Source organism: Streptomyces sp. NPDC059897, from assembly GCF_042730865.1.
GTDB lineage: Bacteria > Actinomycetota > Actinomycetes > Streptomycetales > Streptomycetaceae > Streptomyces.
In genome coordinates this window covers 39,156-58,396 of record NZ_JBHWKQ010000015.1, presented here as the reverse complement: position 1 = coordinate 58,396, position 19,241 = coordinate 39,156, and the positions used below count along the sequence as shown (strand labels likewise).

The following is a 19,241-nucleotide window of genomic DNA, read 5'->3' as shown; positions in this document are numbered from 1 at the left end:
CCGCGCACCGCTGTCAGAGGCAGCCCTCCAGCGTCAGCAGCTCGACCTTCTTCTCCAGGCCGGCCGCGTATCCGGTCAGCGAGCCGTTCGCGCCGATCACGCGGTGGCAGGGGCGCACGATGAGCAGCGGGTTGGCGCCGATCGCGCCGCCCACGGCCCGGACGGCGGCGCGGGAGGCGCCGATGCGGGCCGCCACTTCGCCGTACGTGGTGGTGGCCCCGTAGGGCACGTCGTCGAGCGCGTCCCAGACCCGGCGGCGGAACTCGGTGCCCTCGGGCCTCAACTCCAGCTCGAAGTCCTTGAGTTCACCGGCGAAGTAGGCGGCGAGCTGCCGTTCCGCCTCGGCGAACGGCGCGGGGTCGCGCACCCATCCCTCGCCGACGACCCGGCCACCCTTCTGTCCGGGGACGGAGAGGGAAGTGAGGGCGCCGGAGGGGTCGACGGTGAGCAGCAGTTCGCCGAGCGGACTGGGCAGGGTGGTGTAGGTCGTGGGGTGGGCCGTGCGGCGGTCGGTGGTCACAACTGTCCTTCTACGATGAGGTGTTGACGCGCGTACGAGCGCCAGGGGCGCCACGCGTCATCGGTCGGGAAGTCCTCGGGCACGCTCACGTCCGGGTCGCCCAGGGCGCGCAGCCGGATCAGGGCGGCGGTGCGCGGACCCATGCCGGGCAGGGCGCGCAGCGCCGCTTCGGCGTCGTCGCGGTCGGCGCCCGGGTCGAGACGGAGCGCGCCGGTGTGCAGGGCGCGGGCGAGCGCGCCGAGCGTGCCGGGCTCTTCGGACAGGTCGTCCGGTGCGGGGAACAGCCGGTCGACGGTGCCGCTGGGCGCGTCGAGCCGCTTGCCGTACCGCTCGACGAGCCGCGCGGCCTCGGCGGGCCCCGCGACCAGGCGCAGCGCCAGTTCGTCGGGGTCGGCGGCACCCGGCGAGCGCAGCCCCGGCCGGGCGGCGACCAGTGGGGCGAGCCGCGGGTCGAGGGCGAGCCGCTCGTCGATGGCGTACGGATCGGCGTCGAGGTCGAAGAGGCGGCGCAGGCGGCCGACGGAGGTCGTCAGATCGCGCAGATCGGTCAGCTGGAGGCGCGCGTCCAGCCAGCCGCCCCGGTGCTCGGCCTGCGCGCCGGGCTGGTGGTGCGTGATCTCGTCGACGCGTACGAGACCGGTTCCGTACGGGAGGCGCAGTGCGCGCCGGAAGGTGCGCGCTCCGGGCCTGCCGGTCAACTCCTCGACTCCGTCGAGGAGTTCGGCGCCGAGCTGATCGAATACGGGACCGGAGCGGTAGGCGCCGCGGTGGGCGAGGCGCAGCGGGATGCCGGCGGCGGGGGCCATGGCGCGGCGCTTGTCCGGCGCCTCGGCGCGCAACTGGGTGGGGGTGCGGGCGTACACCTCGCGGATCGTGTCGTTGAACTGCCGCACGCTCGCGAACCCGGCCGCGAACGCGATCTCCGTGACCGGCAGCGGGGTCGTCTGGAGCAGGACACGTGCGGTGTGGGCGCGCTGGGCGCGGGCGAGTGCGACCGGGCCCGCGCCCAGTTCGGCGGTAAGCTGGCGCTGCACCTGGCGGGCGCTGTAGCCGAGCCGGGTGGCGAGCCCGCCGACGCCCTCGCGGTCGACGATCCCGTCGCCGATGAGCCGCATCGCGCGGCCCACGACGTCGGCCCGCACGTTCCAGTCCGCGGAGCCCGGCACCGCGTCGGGGCGGCAGCGGCGGCAGGCCCGGAATCCGGAGCCCTGGGCCGCGGCGGCGGTGGCGTAGTAGCGGACGTTGTGCCGCTTCGGGGTGACCGCGGGGCAGCTCGGCCGGCAGTAGATCCCGGTCGTCTCGACGGCGAAGAAGAACTCCCCGTCGAACCGCGCGTCGCGGCTCCGAACGGCTTCGTATCGCGTGTCTTCGTCGGTCATCACGCTTTAAGTGTGCCGTGTGCCCGCTCCGCGAGCTGGCGGGTTTCGGACGCCGAGGCTGTGGCAATTCAAGCCCCGCCGGCGATTGAGGCGCGGGGTCCGGGGCGGAGCCCCGAGGCCGCAACCCCGGGGCAGCGGCCACCCGGCCTGCTTTCGCGGCACCGGGGGCCGCCTTGCCCACCCTGCCGCCCAAGGCGGCAGATTGCCCAAGGCGGGACCGGATCATTTGAGCCCCGCCTTTCGGACGAGAGCCCGCGGGGCCCGGGGCGGAGCCCCGAGGCCGCGACCCCGGGGCGGGCCTCCCGGTCGGGGCGCGCAGCACCAGGACCGGCCGGACGGTTAGCGGAGGCGACCCCGTTTGGCCTCCACCGCGGCCCGGCCCTCGGCCCCCCGCTGCTTCCACACCTTCCGCAGATCGGAACGCAACCTCGCGTCCGTCCGCGCCGCGAGCCGCTCGTTCTCCCGCAGCAGCTTGCGGTAGCTGTCGAGACGGCGCTCGTGCAGCGACCCGTCCTCCAGCGCGGCCAGCACCGCGCACCCCGGCTCGACGGTGTGCGCGCAGTCATGGAACCGGCAGTCCTCCGCCAGCGCCGCGATCTCCGCGAAGACCTGCCCGACGCCGCTCTCGGCGTCGTACAGGCCGACCCCGCGCAGCCCCGGCGTGTCGATGAGCACGCCGCCGCCCGGCAGGGCGAACAGGTTGCGGGTGGTCGTGGTGTGGCGCCCCTTGCCGTCCATGTCACGGACGGCCCGGACGTCCATCACGTCCACCCCCATCAGCGCGTTGGCCAGCGTCGACTTCCCGGCCCCGGACTGCCCGAGCAGCACGGACGTGCCGTCGGCGACGACCGCCCGCAGCACCTCCGTACCGGCCCCGTCGAGCGCGCTGACGGGCAGCACCTGCACGCCGGGCGCGGTCGTCTCGACGTCGGAGACGAGGTACGACAGGCCGACCGGGTCCGGCACGAGGTCGGCCTTGGTGAGGACGACCACCGGCTGCGCGCCCGATTCCCACGCCAGGGCGAGGAACCGTTCGATCCGCCCGAGGTCGAGCTCGGCCGCGAGGGAGACCGCGATGATCGCGTGGTCGACGTTCGCGGCGAGGATCTGCCCCTCGGACCGCTTGGAGGACGTGGACCGCACGAAGGCGGTCCGGCGCGGCAGATACGCCTGTACGTAACGGGGGTCGGCGCCGGCCGGGTCGACAGCGGCCCAGTCGCCGGTGCAGATGACCTTCATGGGGTCGCGGGGCACGACGTACTCGGTGTCGGCGTGCACGACCCCCTCCGGTGTGACGAGGTCGCAGCGCCCGCGGTCGACGCGCAGCACCCGCCCCGGCACGAGCCCGCGCTCGGCGAAGGAGGCGAACGCGTCCGCCCAGTCAGCGTCCCAGCCGTACGCGTCGAGATCGGAAGTGGTGGAACCAGAAATGGAACCAGAAGAAGACAAGGGGTGACCCTTCAAAGGGTGGCCCCGGCGAAGAGAACGCGCAGAACGCGAAGAAAGGTTGAGGTCAGCCGGTGGCCACAGAGGTGGACTTGATGAACTTCCGGATGCGGGCAACGCCCGTCTCGACGACAGCCATCGGTCGACACCTCCTTGATCACGCGCTCGGCGCACACTCCACGGCGGCCCTGGCCGCCCCGACACCGACGACGATAACCACCGCCCCCATCCCCCCGCCACCGGTTTTTCACGTGGTCACCCCCGGTGTCGGTGGACGCCACACACATCGAACACGCACCATGACACGGTGTCACTCCCCCACCAGCCCCAGCAGCCCGAAGAGCCCGAGCCGTCCCAACAGACGCCCCTGCCCCGCCACATGGTGGTGTGCGGCGACGACGCGTTGGCCGAACGGCTCGGCACCGAACTGCGCGAGCTGTACCGCGCCCAGGTCACCATCGTCGTACCGTCGACGCGCACCGCGGGGGAACCCGCGCAGGAGGGCGGCGGCCGGATGCGGGCCGCCGCGCTGCTGAGCCGGGTGCAGGCCGCGATGGGGCGGCTCGCGCCCGCCGGGGACGACTCGCTCGCCGGTCAGGCGCCGCGCGTCATGGAGGCCGCGGTGCTCAGCGAGGACACGTTGACGGAGGCGGGGGTGGCGCGGGCGGACGCGCTGGCCCTGGTGCACGACGACGACGAGACCAATATCCGCGCCGCGCTCGCGGCCCGCCGTCTCAACCCCCGCCTGCGCCTCGTGATCCGGCTCTTCGACCGCAAGCTCGGCCAGCACCTGGCCCAGCTCCTCGACCAGGCCGCCGCGCTGGCCCGTCCCGACCTCATCGGGGAGGGCCTCGACACGTCCACCACGATCCTGTCCGACGCCGACACGGCCGCGCCCGCGCTCGCCGCGACCGCCGTGGCGGGCACCGGCAAGGTGGTGCAGGCCGACGGGCTGCTGCTGCGCGCGGTGGAGCGCGCCCCGCGCGGCCGGGGCCGGGCCCCGGGCACCCCCGGCCTGTGCACGCTCGCGATCCTGTCGTCGTCGAACAACGACCCCTCGGACACGGAGGGTTCGGACACCTCGGGCCAGGAGGAGCCGATACTGCTGCCGGACGACCGGGAGATCGCCGCGGCGGTCGGCCGCGGCAGCGTCGTCCTAGACACCGTCACACCGTCGGAGCCCGCGCTGCCGCCGCGGCGGCTCGCCGCGCGGACGCTGCCGCTCGGCTCGCTGTTCTCGCGCCGGGTGCGCTGGACGCTCGCGGTGCTCGTGGTGTGCGTGCTCGGTCTCGCGCTCGCCACCTGGGCGACGACCGAACCGAATCCGCTGCGGGCCGGCTATCTCACGATGCTCGACCTGTTCGCCATCGACGAGCCGGCGATCGGCGAGCCCGCCGCCCGGCAGATCATCCAACTCCTCACCGGATTCGCCGGGTTGCTGCTGCTTCCGGTGCTCATGGCCGCGGTCCTGGAGGCGATGGGCACCTTCCGCACCGCGTCCGCGCTGCGCCGCCCGCCACGCGGCCTGTCCGGGCACATCGTGCTGCTCGGCCTCGGCAAGATCGGCACCCGGGTCCTGGCGCGGCTGCACGAACTCGGCGTCCCCGTCGTGTGCGTGGAGGAGAACCCGGAGGCCCGCGGCATCCCGCTCGCCCGCCGCCTGCGGGTGCCGACCGTCATCGGCGACGTACGCGACGAGGGCGTCCTGGAAGCCGCCAAGGTGAGCCGCTCGCGCGCCTTCCTCGCCCTCACCAGCCTCGACACCACCAACCTCGAGGCCGCCCTGTACGCCCGCTCGGTCAAGCCCGATCTGCAGGTGAGCCTGCGCCTGTACGACGACGCCTTCGCCACCGCCGTCTACCGCACGCTGCGCGCCGCCCATCCGCTCGCCCTCACCCGCAGCCGCAGCGTCACGACCCTCGCGGCGCCCGCCTTCGCGGGGGCGATGATGGGCCGCCAGGTGCTCGGCGCGATCCCGGTCGAGCGCCGGGTGCTGCTGTTCGCCGCGCTGGACGTGGCGGACCACCCGGACCTGGCGGGGCGTACGGTCGCCGCGTCGTTCCGGGCCGGTTCCTGGCGGGTGCTCGCCGTCGACTCCACCGCGCCCGGCGAGCGGCGGGCCGGCCCGGGAGCGGCCCCGGAGGAGGACGAGTCGGCGCCCGAGCCCGGCCCCGTCTGGCAGCTGGATCCGGGCTACGTGCTGCGTCCCACCGACCGTGTGGTCCTCGCCGCCACCCGCCAGGGCCTCGCCGAGCTCCTGGACGCGCAGTCCCCGCAGCCCGCCGGCATGTCCCGTCGATGATCCCGGGGGTCCGGCGGCCGGGGCCGCCGGGCTCGCCCTCGCTGTACGCTCGCCCTAGTATCCGTTTCAGATGTTTAGTCCGTTTTATTCGGATAAGGCAACCTAGGGAAGGTGCTCGCCCGTGGCCAGTGGCCTCAACGCCGACACCGTCGGCCCGGTGGACGTCGCCGTGCTCGCCTTCGACGGCAACCGGTTCAGCGGCGACGTCGCGCCCGCGTTGCGCGACCTGCAGAAGGACGGGACCGTACGGATCCTCGACCTGTGCTTCATCCGCAAGGCGGCCGACGGGTCCGTAGATGTCGTCGAGCTCGGCGACCCCGAGGTCACCGAGCTGTTCCAGCAGGTGGCCGACGTGCGCTTCGACCTGCTCAGCGACGAGGACCTGAAGACGGTCTCCGACAACCTTCCGGCCTCGTCCTCCGCGCTCGTCCTGGCCTGGGAGAACACCTGGGCCGCCCGTCTCGGCACGGCCGTGCGCGACTCGAACGGCCAGGTGCTGATGCTCGAGCGGATCCCGAGAGAGACCGTCGACGAGGCCATCGAAGCCCTCGCCACGGCCTGACGACACAGCGACACAGCGACACATCGACGCGAGAGAACGAAGAGGACGGTCAGCATGCCGCAACGATTCGGACGGCCCGGACTCCTTGGCACCATCGCCCGCACGGCGGTCATCTCCGGGACCGCGTCCGCGGTCTCGGGGCGGGTGAACCGCAGGATGGCGGATCGCGACATGCGTCGTGAAATGGACATGCAGGCGCAGATGGCTCCGCCGATGCCGATGACGCCGCAGGCGGCGCCGGGCGCCGGTGGGGCGGATCGGGTTTCGCAGCTTCAGGCGCTTGCGGAGTTGAAGGCGCAGGGGTTGCTCACGGATGAGGAATTCGCCCGCGAGAAGGCGCGCGTCCTCAACGGTTGAGTGGCACCGGCCGGCCCACCGCCCCACACGGTGGACCGGCCGGAGTCTCTATTGCGGCCGACCGTCCGCAGGCCACGGGGCTCTGCCCCGGACCCCGCGGGCTCTCGTCCGAAAGGCGGGGCTTGATCTGGTCAGCCCCGCAGCGCCGACGCGAAGATGGCCGGGAGCTTGGTCGCCGAAGGGGATGTCGTGTAGTTCGTGAGGCGCTTCATCGTGGTCAAACCCGTGCGGTTCGTGACGTAGAACGGCGGGCGCGGGGAGAGCGAGGGCGAGCCGGTGAAGAGGCCGCGCGGGGACGGGGCGAAGGGGGCGCGGACCACCGTCTTCTCGATGTCCTCCAGCATGAACGCGTTGTGCACGAAGCCGATGCCGCTGCCGATGTCGCCCCGCGTGTTGCCGGGGTAGGCTCCCCACGGCGTGTAGCCGAGCAGGAAGCCGAAGGCCGACCAGACGTTGACGCCCAGCGTGCCGTAGCGCAGCGCGGCGACGGCGTCGGCGACCGCGCCGGCGTGGGCGCGCTCCGTCTTCGGGTGGACGAGGAGGGTGGCGCCGAGGGTGCCGGGGAGCTTGTCGTTGGCGAACTCCGTGGCGGCGGCGAGGAAGCGCGGCGCGTCGGCGCCCGGGAGGCGGATCACGCCGAGGGTGCTCGCGAACACCTCGTCCGTGATCAGGACGTCGTCCATGCCCTCGATCTCGGGGACGAGGACGCGGCAGGAGTCGTCGATGCCGAGCTTCTCCGCCGCCGGGTGGGCGTCCGTGACCTTGGCGACGCGGTCGGCGGCGCCCGGGTAGTAGTCGGGGCGGGCCGGCAGCTCGCGCAGGACCTTGCGGATCTCCGTGAGGAGCTTCTCCGTGCCGTCCCACTCGCGGGGCACGACGAGGACCTGCGTGGCGATGCAGTTGTGGCCGGAGTTGTTGAGCTTGCTGGTGACGATGTGCTCGGCCTGGAAGCGGAAGTCGGCGTCGCTCCACGGGCCCGGCGTCACGATGCAGGGGCTGACGCCGCCGAGCTCGCTGGTGAACGGCTTCTCGTTGAGCGGGGTGTCCGCCGCCCGGCGCTGCTCGGCCCGCTCGTCGGTGCCCCACACGATCGCGTCGTGGGTGCGCTCGCTGCCGGTGACGTGAATGGTGTCGATGTCCTCGTGCCCGGTGAGGTACGCGCCCTCGGCGGCGCCGCCGTCGACGAAGCGGACCCAGCCGCGGTCCACGTACTCGGCGAAGACCTTCTCGAAGTGTGGGCGCAGGTAGGCGTTGACGGGGTTCATCTTGGCGATGACGACCTCGCCCTCCGCGTACAGCTTCTGGAGGATGTCGAGCGGGGTGATCGACGCGACGTTGCCGGCGCCGAGCACCAGGGAGACGGCCGGCTCGCCCGGGCGGCCCCGGTACTCCCCCGCCGCGCGGGCCAGGACCTGCTCGCGGGTGGTGCCGGGCAGCGTCCACACCTGCGCGGTGAAGCCGTTGAGCAGCAGCCGGTCGGAGGTGAGGGTGGGGAAGACGTCGACGACGGTGCGGCCCTCGTGGCTGCGCACGGACTTGGGGTCGAGCGGCTCCTTGCCCGCGGCGAGGCGGCGCAGGACGTGCAGGTACGCGGTGATCGTCTGGGCGAGGGCCCACGGCGCGGTGATCCAGTCCTCGGCGGCCCACTCGGAGGTCTCGGCGTAGCCCTTGGCCTCGGACGCGTCGGCGACCATCGCGGCGGCGCCCTCGGCGATCCGCGGGAGCGTCCGCTCCAGGAGCGCGATCCGCTCCTCCAGCGGGGTCGCGGTCCAGGACGGTGCGTGCTCGCGCAGGTCGCGGACGGCCTGGTCCAGCGGTGAGGTGTCGAGTGCTGCTGCGGCGCTCACGGTCAACTCCTTGGGAACGCGGGTGGGGGTGAAGAGGGCTGGGAAAGTGGGGGTGTTCGTCCGACGATCATGTCATCCGGGGGTAACCGCCGGTAAGGGCAGGCTGCTTGACGGATGCTCAGCCCGTCAACCGGGCGCGGTCGCGTTCCGGGTCGATCAGGGCGAAGGCGAGGACGGCGCCGACCGCGACGAGGACTCCGGTCACGAGGACGGCGTGCTGGTACCCGGCGTCGCCCTGCGCGTCGACGAGGGCGCCGACGGCGGCGGGCGCGAGCAGCCCGGACACCGTGACGAGGGCGTTCATGAGGCCGAGCGCGCCGCCGCCGCGGGCGGGCGGGGCGAGTTCGGCGACGGTGGTCGCGGCCACGGTGGCGTACGAACCGCTGAAGCCGAAGCCGAGGGCGACGAGCACGGTCTGCGCGGGCACCGAGTCGGCGAACGGCGTCAGCAGGCAGCACACGGCGCCGATCGCGAGCATGAACCCGCCGACCCAGCCGCGGGCCTTCCGGCTGACGACGCCGCGCCGCATGAGCCGCCCGGTGAGCGCGGCCTGCCCGAGCAGCACGACGGCGCCGACGGCCCAGGGCAGAACGACCAGCTTGCCCGCGGTGGCCGCCGAGTAGTCCAGCGCGTTGCGCAGGTAGGAGGGCATCCACACCAGCATCAGCGCCACGGACCAGTAGCTCATGAAGTACGCGAGGGTGGTGCCGATCCACGTACGGCTGGCGAAGATCTTCCGGTACGGGACCGGGGGCGCCCCGTCGTCCGTCCCCCGCGCCGCCTCCGTGGCGCGGCGGCGCGGGCTGTCGGCGCCGAACACCGCCCACAGCGCGGCCCAGACGGCACCGATCGCGACGAGGACCCACAGGGCCGTGCGCCAGCCGTGGTGCTGGATCACCCAGGACAGGCTCGGCGCGGAGACGATCACGCCGAGGGTGATGCCGATGGTGATCAGTGCGCCGGGCAGGTTCCGCTTGTCGTTGGGGAACCAGGAGAGCGTGGCCTGCTGGGCGACGGGGAAGGCCGGGCCCTCCGCTGCGCCCAGGAAGATCCGTGAGCCGATGAGCACGGCGAGTCCGCCGCCGATGGCCGCGGGCACCTGCGCCACCGACCAGAGCACGGCCATCACCAGGAGCAGCAGCTTCGGCGACACCCGGTCCGCCGCCATCCCGACGACGATCGCGGCGACGGAGAAGAGCAGGAAGAACGCGCTGTTGGCGAGCCCGAACTGGGTGGCGCTCAGGTGCAGGTCGGCGCGGATCTCGTCGGCGGCGAGGCCGAGCACGGACTTGTCCGCGAAGTTGACCATCATGAAGACCACGAGGAGCGCGGTCACCGTCCATGCGCGGGCACTGCTGCCACGGGTGGCCTCGACGTCCCCAGCGGGCTGCTGGGGCAGGGCCGGTGCCGCGGTCACGAGAGGGGGACGCCGGCGATGGCGATGCGCTCCATGACGCGCTTGGCCGGGAAGTAGTCGTTGACCGCGTAGTGCTGGACGGCGATGTTGTCCCAGATCGCGATCGAGTCCGGCTCCCAGTGGAAGCGGATCTGGAACTCGGGGATGCGCGCCTGGAGGACGAGGATGTCGAGGAGCTCGCGGTTCTCCTCCTCGGACAGGCCCTTGATGTACCGGGTGAACGGCTCGTTCACGTACAGGGTCTTGCGGCCGCTGCGCGGGTGGCGCACGACGACGGGGTGCTCGACCTGCGGCCAGTCGGCGCGGAAGGCGGCCTTCTGCTCGTCGTTCATGAGCGCGCCCCAGCTGGCCTCCCAGTCGTGGACCGCGGTGAGGTTCTCGATCCGCTCCTTGAGGTCGTCGGGGAGGTTGTCGTAGGCGGCGCCCATGTCGCACCACATGGTGTCGCCGCCCGCGGCGGGCACCTCGACGGCGCGGAGCACGGCGCCGAGCGAGGGGTTGACCATGAACGAGTGGTCGCTGTGCCAGATGTTCTTGTTGCCCGCGGCCTTGGCGTCCTTGGCGAGCCGGGACAGGCCGACGGTGCCGGTCTTCGGGAAGAACGGGTTGGGCTCCGGCTCGCCCCAGACGGCCGAGAGGGCCAGGTGGTTCTCGGGGGTGAATCCTGCCTGCCCCCTGAAGAAGATCACCTTCCACTCCAGGAGCGCCGCGCGCAGCTCGTCGGCGAGCTCGTCGGTGAGCGGCTTCGTCAGGTCGACGCCGCTGAGCACGGCCCCGAAGTGCGGGGTGAGCGGCTCGACCTCGAAGAGCTTGTAGGCCACCTGCTCCGCGCCCGGCGCGAGCCGGTCCAGGACGCGGCGCCCGTAGCGCATGAGGGGCTTGTCCAGGATCGGCTTGGGGTCCTCGACGGGGGCCGTCGCGACGTCGTGCATGGGGGGTCCTCCCTACAGCGAACGCTATTACGTAACCGGCAGTATCGATATTGGATCGCGGCGGGGCAAGGGGTCTGGGGCGATGGATTTCAGGAAAGTTCCCCGGGGGCCGCCAGGCGCCGTCCGGGCAGGACAAAAGCCGCGTCGGGCCCCAACTTGCCCGTCGCGTACGAGATATGACCGAGGGTCAGCGAGCCGTCACGCCCCTCACGGGCGGACGTCGACCGCCCTGCCGATCAGGTCCACCACGGAATCGACCAGCTCCTTCTCCGGCGCCCGCTGCTCGGCGACGAGCCGGAAGACGAGGGACGACGCGATGAGGGTCGTGACGTCGACGACCGGAACGTCCGGCCGCACGTCGCCGCGCTCGATGCCGCGCTCCAGCAGGTGCCGGGTCTCGCTGGTCACCCGCGTCACGTACGCCTGGAACGCCTCGCGGCCCGCGCCCGCCTCGGCCGCCGCCGCGATCACCCCGGCGAGCAGCCGGCCGACGCCGGGCTGCCGGTAGGCGCGCACCCGTTCCATGAGGACGGCGCGCAGTTCGGCCCGGAAGTCGCCCATGTCGGGCACCGTCAGCGCCCCGACGCGGGACTCGGCCGCGGCGATGATCAGGTCCTGCTTGGTGGGCCAGCGCCGGTACATGGCCGGTTTGCTCACGCCCGCGCGGGTCGCCACGGCGTCCATGGTCAGCGCGCCCATGCCCTCCTCCGCCACCAGCTCCACGACGGCCTCGAGCACGGCCCTGGTGACGTGCTCCTGACGCGGCCGACCCGGCCCCCTGCGCGCTTGCTGTACCTGCTCATCGGCCATGCCGAGACCCTACAGCGGGGCCCATCAGGCCAGTTCGGCCCGCAGCACATGCTTGGTGATCTTGCCCGAGGGCGTACGCGGAAGGGCGTCGCGCAGGATCAGCTCGCGCGGCACCTTGTAGCGGGCGATCCGCTCCTCCAGCCACTCGCGCATCCCGGGCAGGTCGAGCCCAGCGCCCTCGCGCGGCACGACGAAGGCCACCACCGTCTCGCCCCACTGCGGATGCGGGCGGCCGACGACGGCGACGTCGAGCACATCGGGGTGGCCCCGCAGCGCGCCCTCGACCTCCTGCGACGCGACGTTCTCGCCGCCGGTGATGATCACGTCCTTCATCCGGTCGACGAGGGTGACATAGCCGTCCTCGTCGATCCGTCCCAGGTCGCCGCTGCGGTACCAGTCTCCGGCGAACACCTCGGCGGTGGCCGCCTCGTCGTCCAGGTAGCCGAGCATCCGGGTGTCGGTGCGCAGCCAGATCTCGCCGCTCTCCCCCGCCTCGGCGTCGCTCCCGTCGGGACGTACGACGCGCAGGTCGACGCCCGGCATGCCGCCGCGCCCGATCGCGCCCGCCTTGTCCACGTGCTCGGCGGGCAGCAGCGAGGCGCCCGCGGGGCCGGTCTCGCTCATCCCGTACACCTGCTGGAAGTTCTCGCTGCCGTACGCCTTCATCAGGCGGCGCACGGTGTCCGCGTCGAGCGGGCCCGCGCCGTAGAGCCAGGCGCGGACGGACGACACGTCGTAGTCGGCGTGGTCGGGGACCGCCTGGAGCGGGGCGATGAGCGCGATGGGGGCGCCGAAGAGGGCCGTGATCCGCTCGCGCTGGATGGTCTCCAGCATGCCGCGGGGTTCGTACTCGCGCTGGAGCACGACGGTGCCGCCCGCGAAGAGGGTGCCGAGCGTCATGTTGTTGAGCGGTGCCGCGTGCCAGATCGGCATGCAGATCAGGAAGCGTTCGTCGCCGCGCATCGACATCGTCGCGGCGGAGTACGCGGCGGTCAGGGCGGCGGTGCGGTGCGAGTGGACGCAGCCCTTGGGGGTGCCGGAGGTACCGGATGTGTAGAGGATCTCCGCCACGTCGCTGTCCGGGCGCTCCTCGCCGGTCCAGGGCTCGGCGGCGGCGAGCAGCGCCTCGAAGGAGTCCGCCGGCGGCGCGTCGGCCGGGGTGTCCGGGTGGCTGAGCAGCCAGCGCACGTCCCCGTCCGCGGCGGTCGCCCGCTCGCCGATCTCCGCGTCGACGAGGGCGATGCGCGCGCCGCAGTGCTTGAGCTGGCGCGCGACCTCGCCGGTCTGGAACTTGTGGTTGAACGGTACGAGGGTCGCGCCCAGGTGCCACGCGCCGAACGCGGCGAAGAGGAACGCCGGGGTGTTGTACGTCATCACGGCGAGCCGGTCGCCGGGGCCCAGGCCCGCCTCGCGCAGCACGGTCGCGGCACGCCGCGCGGCGGCCCCGAACTCCCGGTAGTTCCACCGCTGTTCGCGGTAGACGACGGCTTCCTTCGTACTGCCCGAGCGAACAGCGCTGTCCAGCAGGGCACTGAGGTGCATCACGTTCTCCTGACGGCCTGGCGGTACGCACCGAGCCGGTGCGGACCGAGCCGGTGCGGACCGACCATGGCGGGAAACTCTGAATGATGGTTCACTGCTTGCATGGCCTACCGCAAGACCCCAGCCGAAATTCAGCGCCTCGAAGCGGCCCGCGAGCACCTCGTCGCCTGCGCCACCTCCGTCGTCGCCGAGGTGGGCTGGGCGCAGGCGTCCGTGACGGCGGTCGCCGACGCGGCCGGGATCGCGGCGGGCTCGGTCTACCAGCACTTTCCGTCGAAGGCCGCGCTCGCGGTCGAGGTGTTCCGGCGCGCGGCGGCGCGGGAGGTGACGGTGATCGGCGAGGTGCTGCACGGCGACGGCGACCCGGTGCTGCGGCTGCGGCGCGGCGTCGAGGTGTTCGCCCGGCGCGCCCTGGAGAACCGCGGCCTCGCGCACGCCCTGCTCGTCGCCCCCGCCGATCCCAAGGTCGGCGCCGAGCGCATCGACTACCGGCGCCGCTACCACACTCTGTTCGCCGAGGTCGTGCACGAGGGCATGGCGGCGGGCCTGCTGCCGCAGCAGAACGGCGGGATCACCGCGGCCGCGCTCACCGGCGCGATCGGCGAGGTGCTCGCCGACCCGCTCGCCGCCCACGACGAGGCGGCCGGCGGCGAACTGATCGCCGAACTCACCGCGATGGCGCTGCGCTGCGCGGGCGCGCCGAGCACTGCCTGACCCGCACGTGCTCCGTACTCGACCCGCACTCGCCCCGTACTCGTCCCGCACTCATTGGAGGAGCCCCTGATGCACTCGAATCCCTCGGTGACGCACGAAGTCACCAACCAGGCACCGCCGTTGACGGGTCATGACGCGGCCGACGACCCGGTGCTCCTGGAGGGCGTCCGCCGCGAGGGCGCCGAGTGGCACATCGACGAGCTGCACCGCTTCGGCCGCTACGTCGGCAGCGAGCAGGCCCGCCTCTGGGCCGACGAGGCCAACCGGCACGAGCCCGAGCTGCGCACCCACGACCGCTACGGCAACCGTGTCGACGAGGTCGACTTCCACCCCTCGTACCACTCGCTGATGAGCGCGACGGTGGCCGCGGGCGCGGCGGGTTCCGCGTGGGCGGACGAACGCCCCGGCGCGCACGTGGCCCGCGCGGGCACCTTCATGCTCGCCACGATGCTGGAGCAGGGGCACATGTGCCCGGTCTCCATGACGTACGCGGTGGTGCCCGCGCTGCGCCGCGCGCCCGAACTCGCCAAGGTCTACGAGCCGTTGCTCACCAGCAGCGTCTACGATCCCGGGCTCCGCGCCCCCGCGGGCAAGCGCGGGCTGCTCGCCGGGATGGGCATGACGGAGAAGCAGGGCGGCACGGACGTGCGCGCGAACACGACGGCCGCGGTCGAGCAGGCGGACGGCACGTGGCGGCTGCGCGGCCACAAGTGGTTCACGTCGGCGCCGATGAACGACGTGTTCCTGGTCCTGGCGCAGGCGCCGGGCGGGCTGAGCTGTTTCCTGGTTCCGCGGGTGCTGCCGGACGGCAGCCGCAATACGTTCCGTATCCAGCGGTTGAAGGACAAGCTCGGGAACCGTTCGAACGCGTCGAGCGAGCCGGAGTTCGACGACACGGTGGCGTGGCTCGTCGGGGACGAGGGCAAGGGTGTGCGCACCATCATCGACATGGTGACGATGACGCGGCTCGACTGTGTGCTGGGTTCGGCGGCGCATGTGCGGGAGTCGCTGGCGCAGGCGGCGCACCACAGCCGTCACCGGTCGGTGTTCGGGGCGAAGTTGATCGACCAGCCGTTGATGCGGAACGTCCTCGCGGACCTGGCCCTGGAGTCGGAGGCCGCGACGACGCTCGGGCTGCGGCTCGCGGGGGCGGCGGACCGCGCGCAGCGCGGGGACGCGGGTGAGCGGGCGTTCCTGCGGCTGGCCACGGCGGTCGGCAAGTACTGGGTGTGCAAGCGGCAGCCGGTGGCGGTCGCGGAGGCGCTGGAATGCCTCGGGGGCAACGGTTATGACGAGGCGTCAGGCATGCCGCGGCTGTACCGGGAGGCGCCGCTCAACGGGATCTGGGAGGGCTCCGGGAACGTCAACGCGCTCGACATGCTGCGGGCGTTGACCCGTGAGCCGGAGTCCCTGGAGGCGTTCCGGGGGGAGGTCGAGGCGGCGGCCGGGGCGGATGCGCGGCTCGACGCGGCGTGGCGTGAGCTTCAGGTGGAGCTGGCCTCGCCGGAGGACGCGCAGCTCCGGGCCCGCCGGTTGATCGAACGGGCGGCGCTGGTCCTCCAGGGCTCGCTCCTGGTGCGGCACGCTCCGGCCGCGGTCGCCGACACGTTCTGCGCGACCCGGCTGGCCGGCGACCGGGGCCTGGCCTTCGGCACGTTGCCGCCCACGGCGGACTTCGCGGCGATCCTCTCCCGCCTCCCGTCCTGACCTCCACAGCCCCGTGGTCCCGGCCACGGGGCGCTGCCCCGGCCCCCGCGCCTCAATCGCCGGCGGGGCTCGAAGTACCTGCCCGCACCGCCCCGCCATGTCCCCCTTGCCTCGGCACGTTCCCCCGCCCAATTTCCCACCCACCCGCCCCCTCCAGGGGCGTAGGCCCCACGGGGTCCCGCAACGGTTACGGGCAGCCGCCACCGCCCTGGCCGATCCGCCACACCCCCGGCTCCCCACCCGTCACGGCCGACCCCACCCGACTTGGCCAATCCCCCGCACCCCCGGCTCCCCACCCGTTGCGATCGACCCCACCCGACTTGGGCAATCTGCCGCCTAGGGCGGCAGGGTGGGCAAGGCGGCCCCCGGTGCCGCGCACCCATGACCGAGGGCGCCGACCCCGGCAAGAGCCCCAGCCACCGGTACCGCGCGATCAGGGCGACGGGGCCCGGCCAAGGCACGGCGAACCCCCGGTGCCGTGCGATCAAGACGACGGGCCCCGCCACGGCACCGCCGACCCCGGTGCCGCGCGACAAGAACGTCAACCGGACCCCGTCCCCCGCACCTCACACGTCGTGCCGCCCGCCGCGCACCAATGCGTACGCCCGCCCACCAGGTGGAGTTCGAGGTCCGCGTCGGACATGCCGTGGTCGTCGAGCGCGGTGCGCAGCGCCGTGGGGGCCGGCTGGGGCGGCAGGCCGAGGACGCCGATCACCACCACGCCCTGCCGCGCCTCCACGGACGCGATCTGCCACTTCCCCGTCCCCGCCCACTCCTCCGCGACCGGCCGCGCGTCCGCCGCGAGGGTCCGGTCCCGCCACACCGACACCGTGCCCGTGGTGAGCGGCACCGCGATCAGCACCAGCACCCCGATCACCGCCACCAGCGTGCGGCCATGGAACTCCCCCACGTAGCGGGCGGATTCCTGCGCCGCGCCCCGGATCCCGTAGACGAGGAAGACCACGGTCCCGGTCGCCACGATCGCGGCGACGTTCGTGGCGAACAACAGAGCCGACTCGCCCGCGTCATGGAAGCGGCCGACCGTGATCAGCAGCCCCGTGACAGCCAGCGGCGGCACCAGCGAGATGGCGATCGCGACACCCGGCAGCGTGTCGGAGATGTCCGCGCGGACCAGCGCGAACGCGCCCACCGTGCCGGTGGCGAGCGCCGCGAGCAGGTCGATGAGGCGCGGGCTGATCCTGGACGACACCTGCGAGTTCGACGCGAAGTCGTCGGGCGGCGCCGCGATCCACCCCAGCAGCATGCCGATCGCCACGACCGCGAGCGCCCCGCCGAGGACGAGCAGCACGCACCGCACGACCTGGGAGCGGTCCGCGAGGACCAGGGCGAGCGCGCTGCCGAGGATCGGTGTCATCAGCGGGGCGACGATCATCGCTCCGATGACCGTGGCCGTCGAGTCGCCGACCACGCCCGCGCTCGCGATCACCGCCGCCAGCACGAGCAGCCCCCAGAACCTGGTCGAGCTCGGGCTCTTCCACGAACGCTCGATGAACAGGGCGTCCGTCATGCGGCCGACCGTGGCCGCGTCGACCTTCCCCGTCGCCATCACCTCACCGTCACCCGTCCCCGAACTCCGGCTCAGACCGCGGTCGGCGTGGGCGGGGTCCCGCTCGGCGCGTCCGCCGCACCGTCGCCGCCGCCCTCCGCCGCCAGGAACTCCACCACCGCCAGCAGGAACAGCAGGCACAGGGCGATCCCGACGACGACCCACCCGGTCGGGTACGACCACAACAGGTAGACGAGGAGCGCGCCCACGACAAGAATCCAGACGATCCATGTCCGGTACCGGCGCACGAACGGGCCGACGGGCCCCGTACGGAATCCGGCCCGGTCCGCGGTGAGCCGCGCGCCGTCGATGCCGGAGGCCCACAGCCCGCGCACCAGGCCCGCCCGCTTCCCGCGCCCGGTGAGCCACGCGCCGAGCGCGACGACGACACCGAGCGCGACGACCATCCGGACCATGGTGAACAGGAAGTGCGTCATGGTGTCGTAGACCGCTGCCGCCGCGTCCTGCGAGACGTTCGCGGGCAGCCGGTCGAGGTAGATCACGCGGAACACGCGCAGCCCGATGCCGAGCAGTCCGCAGCTCACGGCGACCGCGAGCGCGGCGGCCACGAGCGACCTGCGACGGCGTACGGAGACCAGGACGCCCGCGGCGACGAGGACGAGGGCGAGGACCGGCAGCCAGTTGCCCATCACCTGGAGCAGCCGCATGTACGTCTTGGCCTTGCCGATGTTGTCGTTCGTGACGAGCGTGAAGTCGGTGTGGACCTCGGGGATCTTGGCGGCGACGGTCAGTCCGGAGTCGACGAGCCGCTGCTTGACCTGTTCAACGACCGGGCCGAGGTCGAGGGTGACGGTGTCGCCGCCCTCCAGTTTGACCGACCCGCCGCCGCTGCCGGTCAGCGCCTTGTCGAGGGCGCCGTGGGCGGTGCGGTTGGTCTGCTTCCAGATGTTCTCGAAGGCGTCGGAGGCGACGACCCCCTCCGCCTTGTCCTGGACAAAGCTGCGGACCGCGTCTTCGAGGGAGTCGCCCAGCTTGCCCAGGGACTTCTCGACGAGCGGCCGGTCGCCGGTGGGCACGTCGGAGAGCAGTGACTCGAGGTCGATCCGCTGCATGACCGCGTTCGTGGCGCGGTTCGCGACGGCCTTCTGGATGTCGGGGTCGGAGGCGAGCGGGCCGATGGTGTCGACATAGCGATCGGTGTCGCCGACCTGGTCCGCCGCCCAGGACGCGACGATGCCGAGCGGCGCGAGAACGCAGCCGATCACGATGAGCACGACGGCGAGGAACGACCGCCCCCGGTGACGCCCGCGGCCGCCCCCGCGCTCGGCCTCCAGCTCGGCCACCCGGCCCCGCAGCCGCGCGAGTTCGGCCTGTTCGGCAGGGCCCATGGCCGCAGTGTCGTCCGCCACCGTTGCCTCCCTCTCGGCACGCTCGCGCGCGCTGTGTGGAATGCAAGGGGAACCGCTGGGCCGCCGCCGGGCGAGCGGACGGCGCCAGGTGGGTGAACGGCGGGGAGACCGGCGTGCCCCGGATGATTCACCCGAAATGCGGGGGCGACCACGGCGGGCAAGACTGCACCGGACATCCGCCGTACCCGGAACTCGACCGGAAAGCCTCATCGTGGATCCACAGAACTCGCCCTACGGGCACCAGTCCTATGGCCAGTCCTACGGCCAGTCGTACGGCCAGCCCGAACCCGGCTACGCGCCCGAGCCACAGCCGCGGCCGCAGCCCCACCTCGACGCGGGAAAGCTGTGGGCAGGCGGGCTGATGACCGCCGTGATCGCCGCGCTCACTGCGGTGGTCGCGCTCCTCCTCGTACGGGGTGTGCTCGGCGTCCCGGTGTTCGCGCCGGAGGGCGACGGCCTGATGGGCAACGCGACCACGGGCGCGCTCGCGGGCGGCGCGGCGGTGGCGGCCCTCGGCGCGACCGTCCTCCTCCATCTGCTGATCGTGGCGACCCCGCGGCCCGAGCGCTTCTTCGCCTGGATCATCGGCCTCGCGACGGCGGTCATGGTGCTGCTTCCGTTCACGACAGGGCTGACGTGGCAGGCGAAGCTCGGCACCGCCGGGGTGTACCTCGTCATCGGCATCGCCATCGGTTCCCTGCTGTCCTCGGTGGCGCGGGGCGCGGTACGGCGGTACTGACCGCCCCCCCCCGGATGACCGGGCCCCGCA

The 19,241-nt window shown here is 72.9% G+C and carries 16 protein-coding genes; 6 read left to right on the top strand and 10 right to left on the bottom strand.

Going from position 1 to position 19,241, the window contains the following annotated elements:
- Window positions 1–13: 13 nt before the first annotated feature.
- The 3 genes from ACFV9W_RS18785 to rsgA all read right to left on the bottom strand — a co-directional run bounded on the left by ACFV9W_RS18785 (window position 14) and on the right by rsgA (window position 3,348).
- The gene (locus ACFV9W_RS18785; protein WP_385762052.1) at window positions 14–520 is read right to left on the bottom strand and encodes a methylated-DNA--[protein]-cysteine S-methyltransferase; all 507 of its coding nucleotides are present in this window, start codon (window positions 518–520) and stop codon (window positions 14–16) included.
- Complete coding sequence (locus ACFV9W_RS18780; protein WP_385762313.1) at window positions 517–1,899, bottom strand: Ada metal-binding domain-containing protein; 1,383 nt, start codon at window positions 1,897–1,899, stop codon at window positions 517–519. The genes ACFV9W_RS18785 and ACFV9W_RS18780 overlap by 4 nt, the downstream gene beginning before the upstream one ends.
- 339 nt (window positions 1,900–2,238) lie before the next feature.
- On the bottom strand, window positions 2,239–3,348 hold the full coding sequence (gene rsgA / locus ACFV9W_RS18775) for a ribosome small subunit-dependent GTPase A (protein WP_385762049.1): 1,110 nt from the start codon (window positions 3,346–3,348) through the stop codon (window positions 2,239–2,241).
- 376 nt (window positions 3,349–3,724) lie between these two features.
- On the opposite strand from rsgA, the gene ACFV9W_RS18770 reads away from it, so the two are divergent.
- The 3 genes from ACFV9W_RS18770 (at window position 3,725) to ACFV9W_RS18760 (ending at window position 6,566) form a co-directional block, all read left to right on the top strand.
- Complete coding sequence (locus ACFV9W_RS18770; protein WP_385762310.1) at window positions 3,725–5,647, top strand: NAD-binding protein; 1,923 nt, start codon at window positions 3,725–3,727, stop codon at window positions 5,645–5,647.
- Between the two features lie 121 nt (window positions 5,648–5,768).
- Window positions 5,769–6,209 carry a DUF6325 family protein gene (locus ACFV9W_RS18765; RefSeq protein WP_385762046.1) on the top strand — a complete coding sequence of 147 codons (441 nt, stop codon included), beginning with the start codon at window positions 5,769–5,771 and terminating at the stop codon, window positions 6,207–6,209.
- Window positions 6,210–6,263: 54 nt separating this feature from the next.
- Complete coding sequence (locus tag ACFV9W_RS18760; protein WP_385762043.1) at window positions 6,264–6,566, top strand: SHOCT domain-containing protein; 303 nt, start codon at window positions 6,264–6,266, stop codon at window positions 6,564–6,566.
- Between the two features lie 131 nt (window positions 6,567–6,697).
- Here the strand turns inward: ACFV9W_RS18760 and ACFV9W_RS18755 are convergent, their stop codons facing one another.
- The 5 genes from ACFV9W_RS18755 to ACFV9W_RS18735 all read right to left on the bottom strand — a co-directional run bounded on the left by ACFV9W_RS18755 (window position 6,698) and on the right by ACFV9W_RS18735 (window position 13,114).
- The gene (locus ACFV9W_RS18755) at window positions 6,698–8,413 is read right to left on the bottom strand and encodes an aldehyde dehydrogenase family protein (protein WP_385762041.1); all 1,716 of its coding nucleotides are present in this window, start codon (window positions 8,411–8,413) and stop codon (window positions 6,698–6,700) included.
- Between the two features lie 118 nt (window positions 8,414–8,531).
- Window positions 8,532–9,830, bottom strand: a complete 1,299-nt coding sequence (locus tag ACFV9W_RS18750) for an MFS transporter (RefSeq protein WP_385762039.1) — start codon at window positions 9,828–9,830, stop codon at window positions 8,532–8,534.
- A complete protein-coding gene (locus ACFV9W_RS18745; RefSeq protein WP_385762036.1) occupies window positions 9,827–10,762 on the bottom strand; it encodes a TauD/TfdA dioxygenase family protein in 936 nt (311 codons plus the stop codon). Before ACFV9W_RS18745 ends, ACFV9W_RS18750 begins: the two co-directional genes overlap by 4 nt.
- Before the next feature lie 207 nt (window positions 10,763–10,969).
- Window positions 10,970–11,572 (bottom strand): TetR/AcrR family transcriptional regulator, encoded by a 603-nt coding sequence (locus tag ACFV9W_RS18740; protein ID WP_385762033.1) that lies wholly within the window; start codon window positions 11,570–11,572, stop codon window positions 10,970–10,972.
- A 24-nt stretch (window positions 11,573–11,596) separates the two neighbouring features.
- Window positions 11,597–13,114, bottom strand: coding sequence for a class I adenylate-forming enzyme family protein (locus ACFV9W_RS18735; RefSeq protein ID WP_385762030.1), 1,518 nt, complete (start codon window positions 13,112–13,114; stop codon window positions 11,597–11,599).
- A 102-nt stretch (window positions 13,115–13,216) separates the two neighbouring features.
- Here ACFV9W_RS18735 and ACFV9W_RS18730 point away from each other — a divergent pair, with 102 nt between their 5' ends.
- A complete protein-coding gene (locus ACFV9W_RS18730) occupies window positions 13,217–13,828 on the top strand; it encodes a TetR/AcrR family transcriptional regulator (RefSeq protein ID WP_385762027.1) in 612 nt (203 codons plus the stop codon).
- Window positions 13,829–13,897: 69 nt separating this feature from the next.
- Window positions 13,898–15,535 carry an acyl-CoA dehydrogenase family protein gene (locus ACFV9W_RS18725; protein ID WP_385762024.1) on the top strand — a complete coding sequence of 546 codons (1,638 nt, stop codon included), beginning with the start codon at window positions 13,898–13,900 and terminating at the stop codon, window positions 15,533–15,535.
- Window positions 15,536–16,076: 541 nt separating this feature from the next.
- Here the strand turns inward: ACFV9W_RS18725 and ACFV9W_RS18720 are convergent.
- Complete coding sequence (locus ACFV9W_RS18720) at window positions 16,077–17,102, bottom strand: DUF389 domain-containing protein (protein WP_385762021.1); 1,026 nt, start codon at window positions 17,100–17,102, stop codon at window positions 16,077–16,079.
- A gap of 32 nt (window positions 17,103–17,134) precedes the next feature.
- Window positions 17,135–18,451, bottom strand: coding sequence for a hypothetical protein (locus tag ACFV9W_RS18715; protein WP_385762307.1), 1,317 nt, complete (start codon window positions 18,449–18,451; stop codon window positions 17,135–17,137).
- Window positions 18,452–18,683: 232 nt separating this feature from the next.
- Between ACFV9W_RS18715 and ACFV9W_RS18710 the strand changes: the two genes are divergently transcribed.
- Window positions 18,684–19,211 carry a DUF6069 family protein gene (locus ACFV9W_RS18710; RefSeq protein WP_385762019.1) on the top strand — a complete coding sequence of 176 codons (528 nt, stop codon included), beginning with the start codon at window positions 18,684–18,686 and terminating at the stop codon, window positions 19,209–19,211.
- Window positions 19,212–19,241 lie beyond the last annotated feature (30 nt).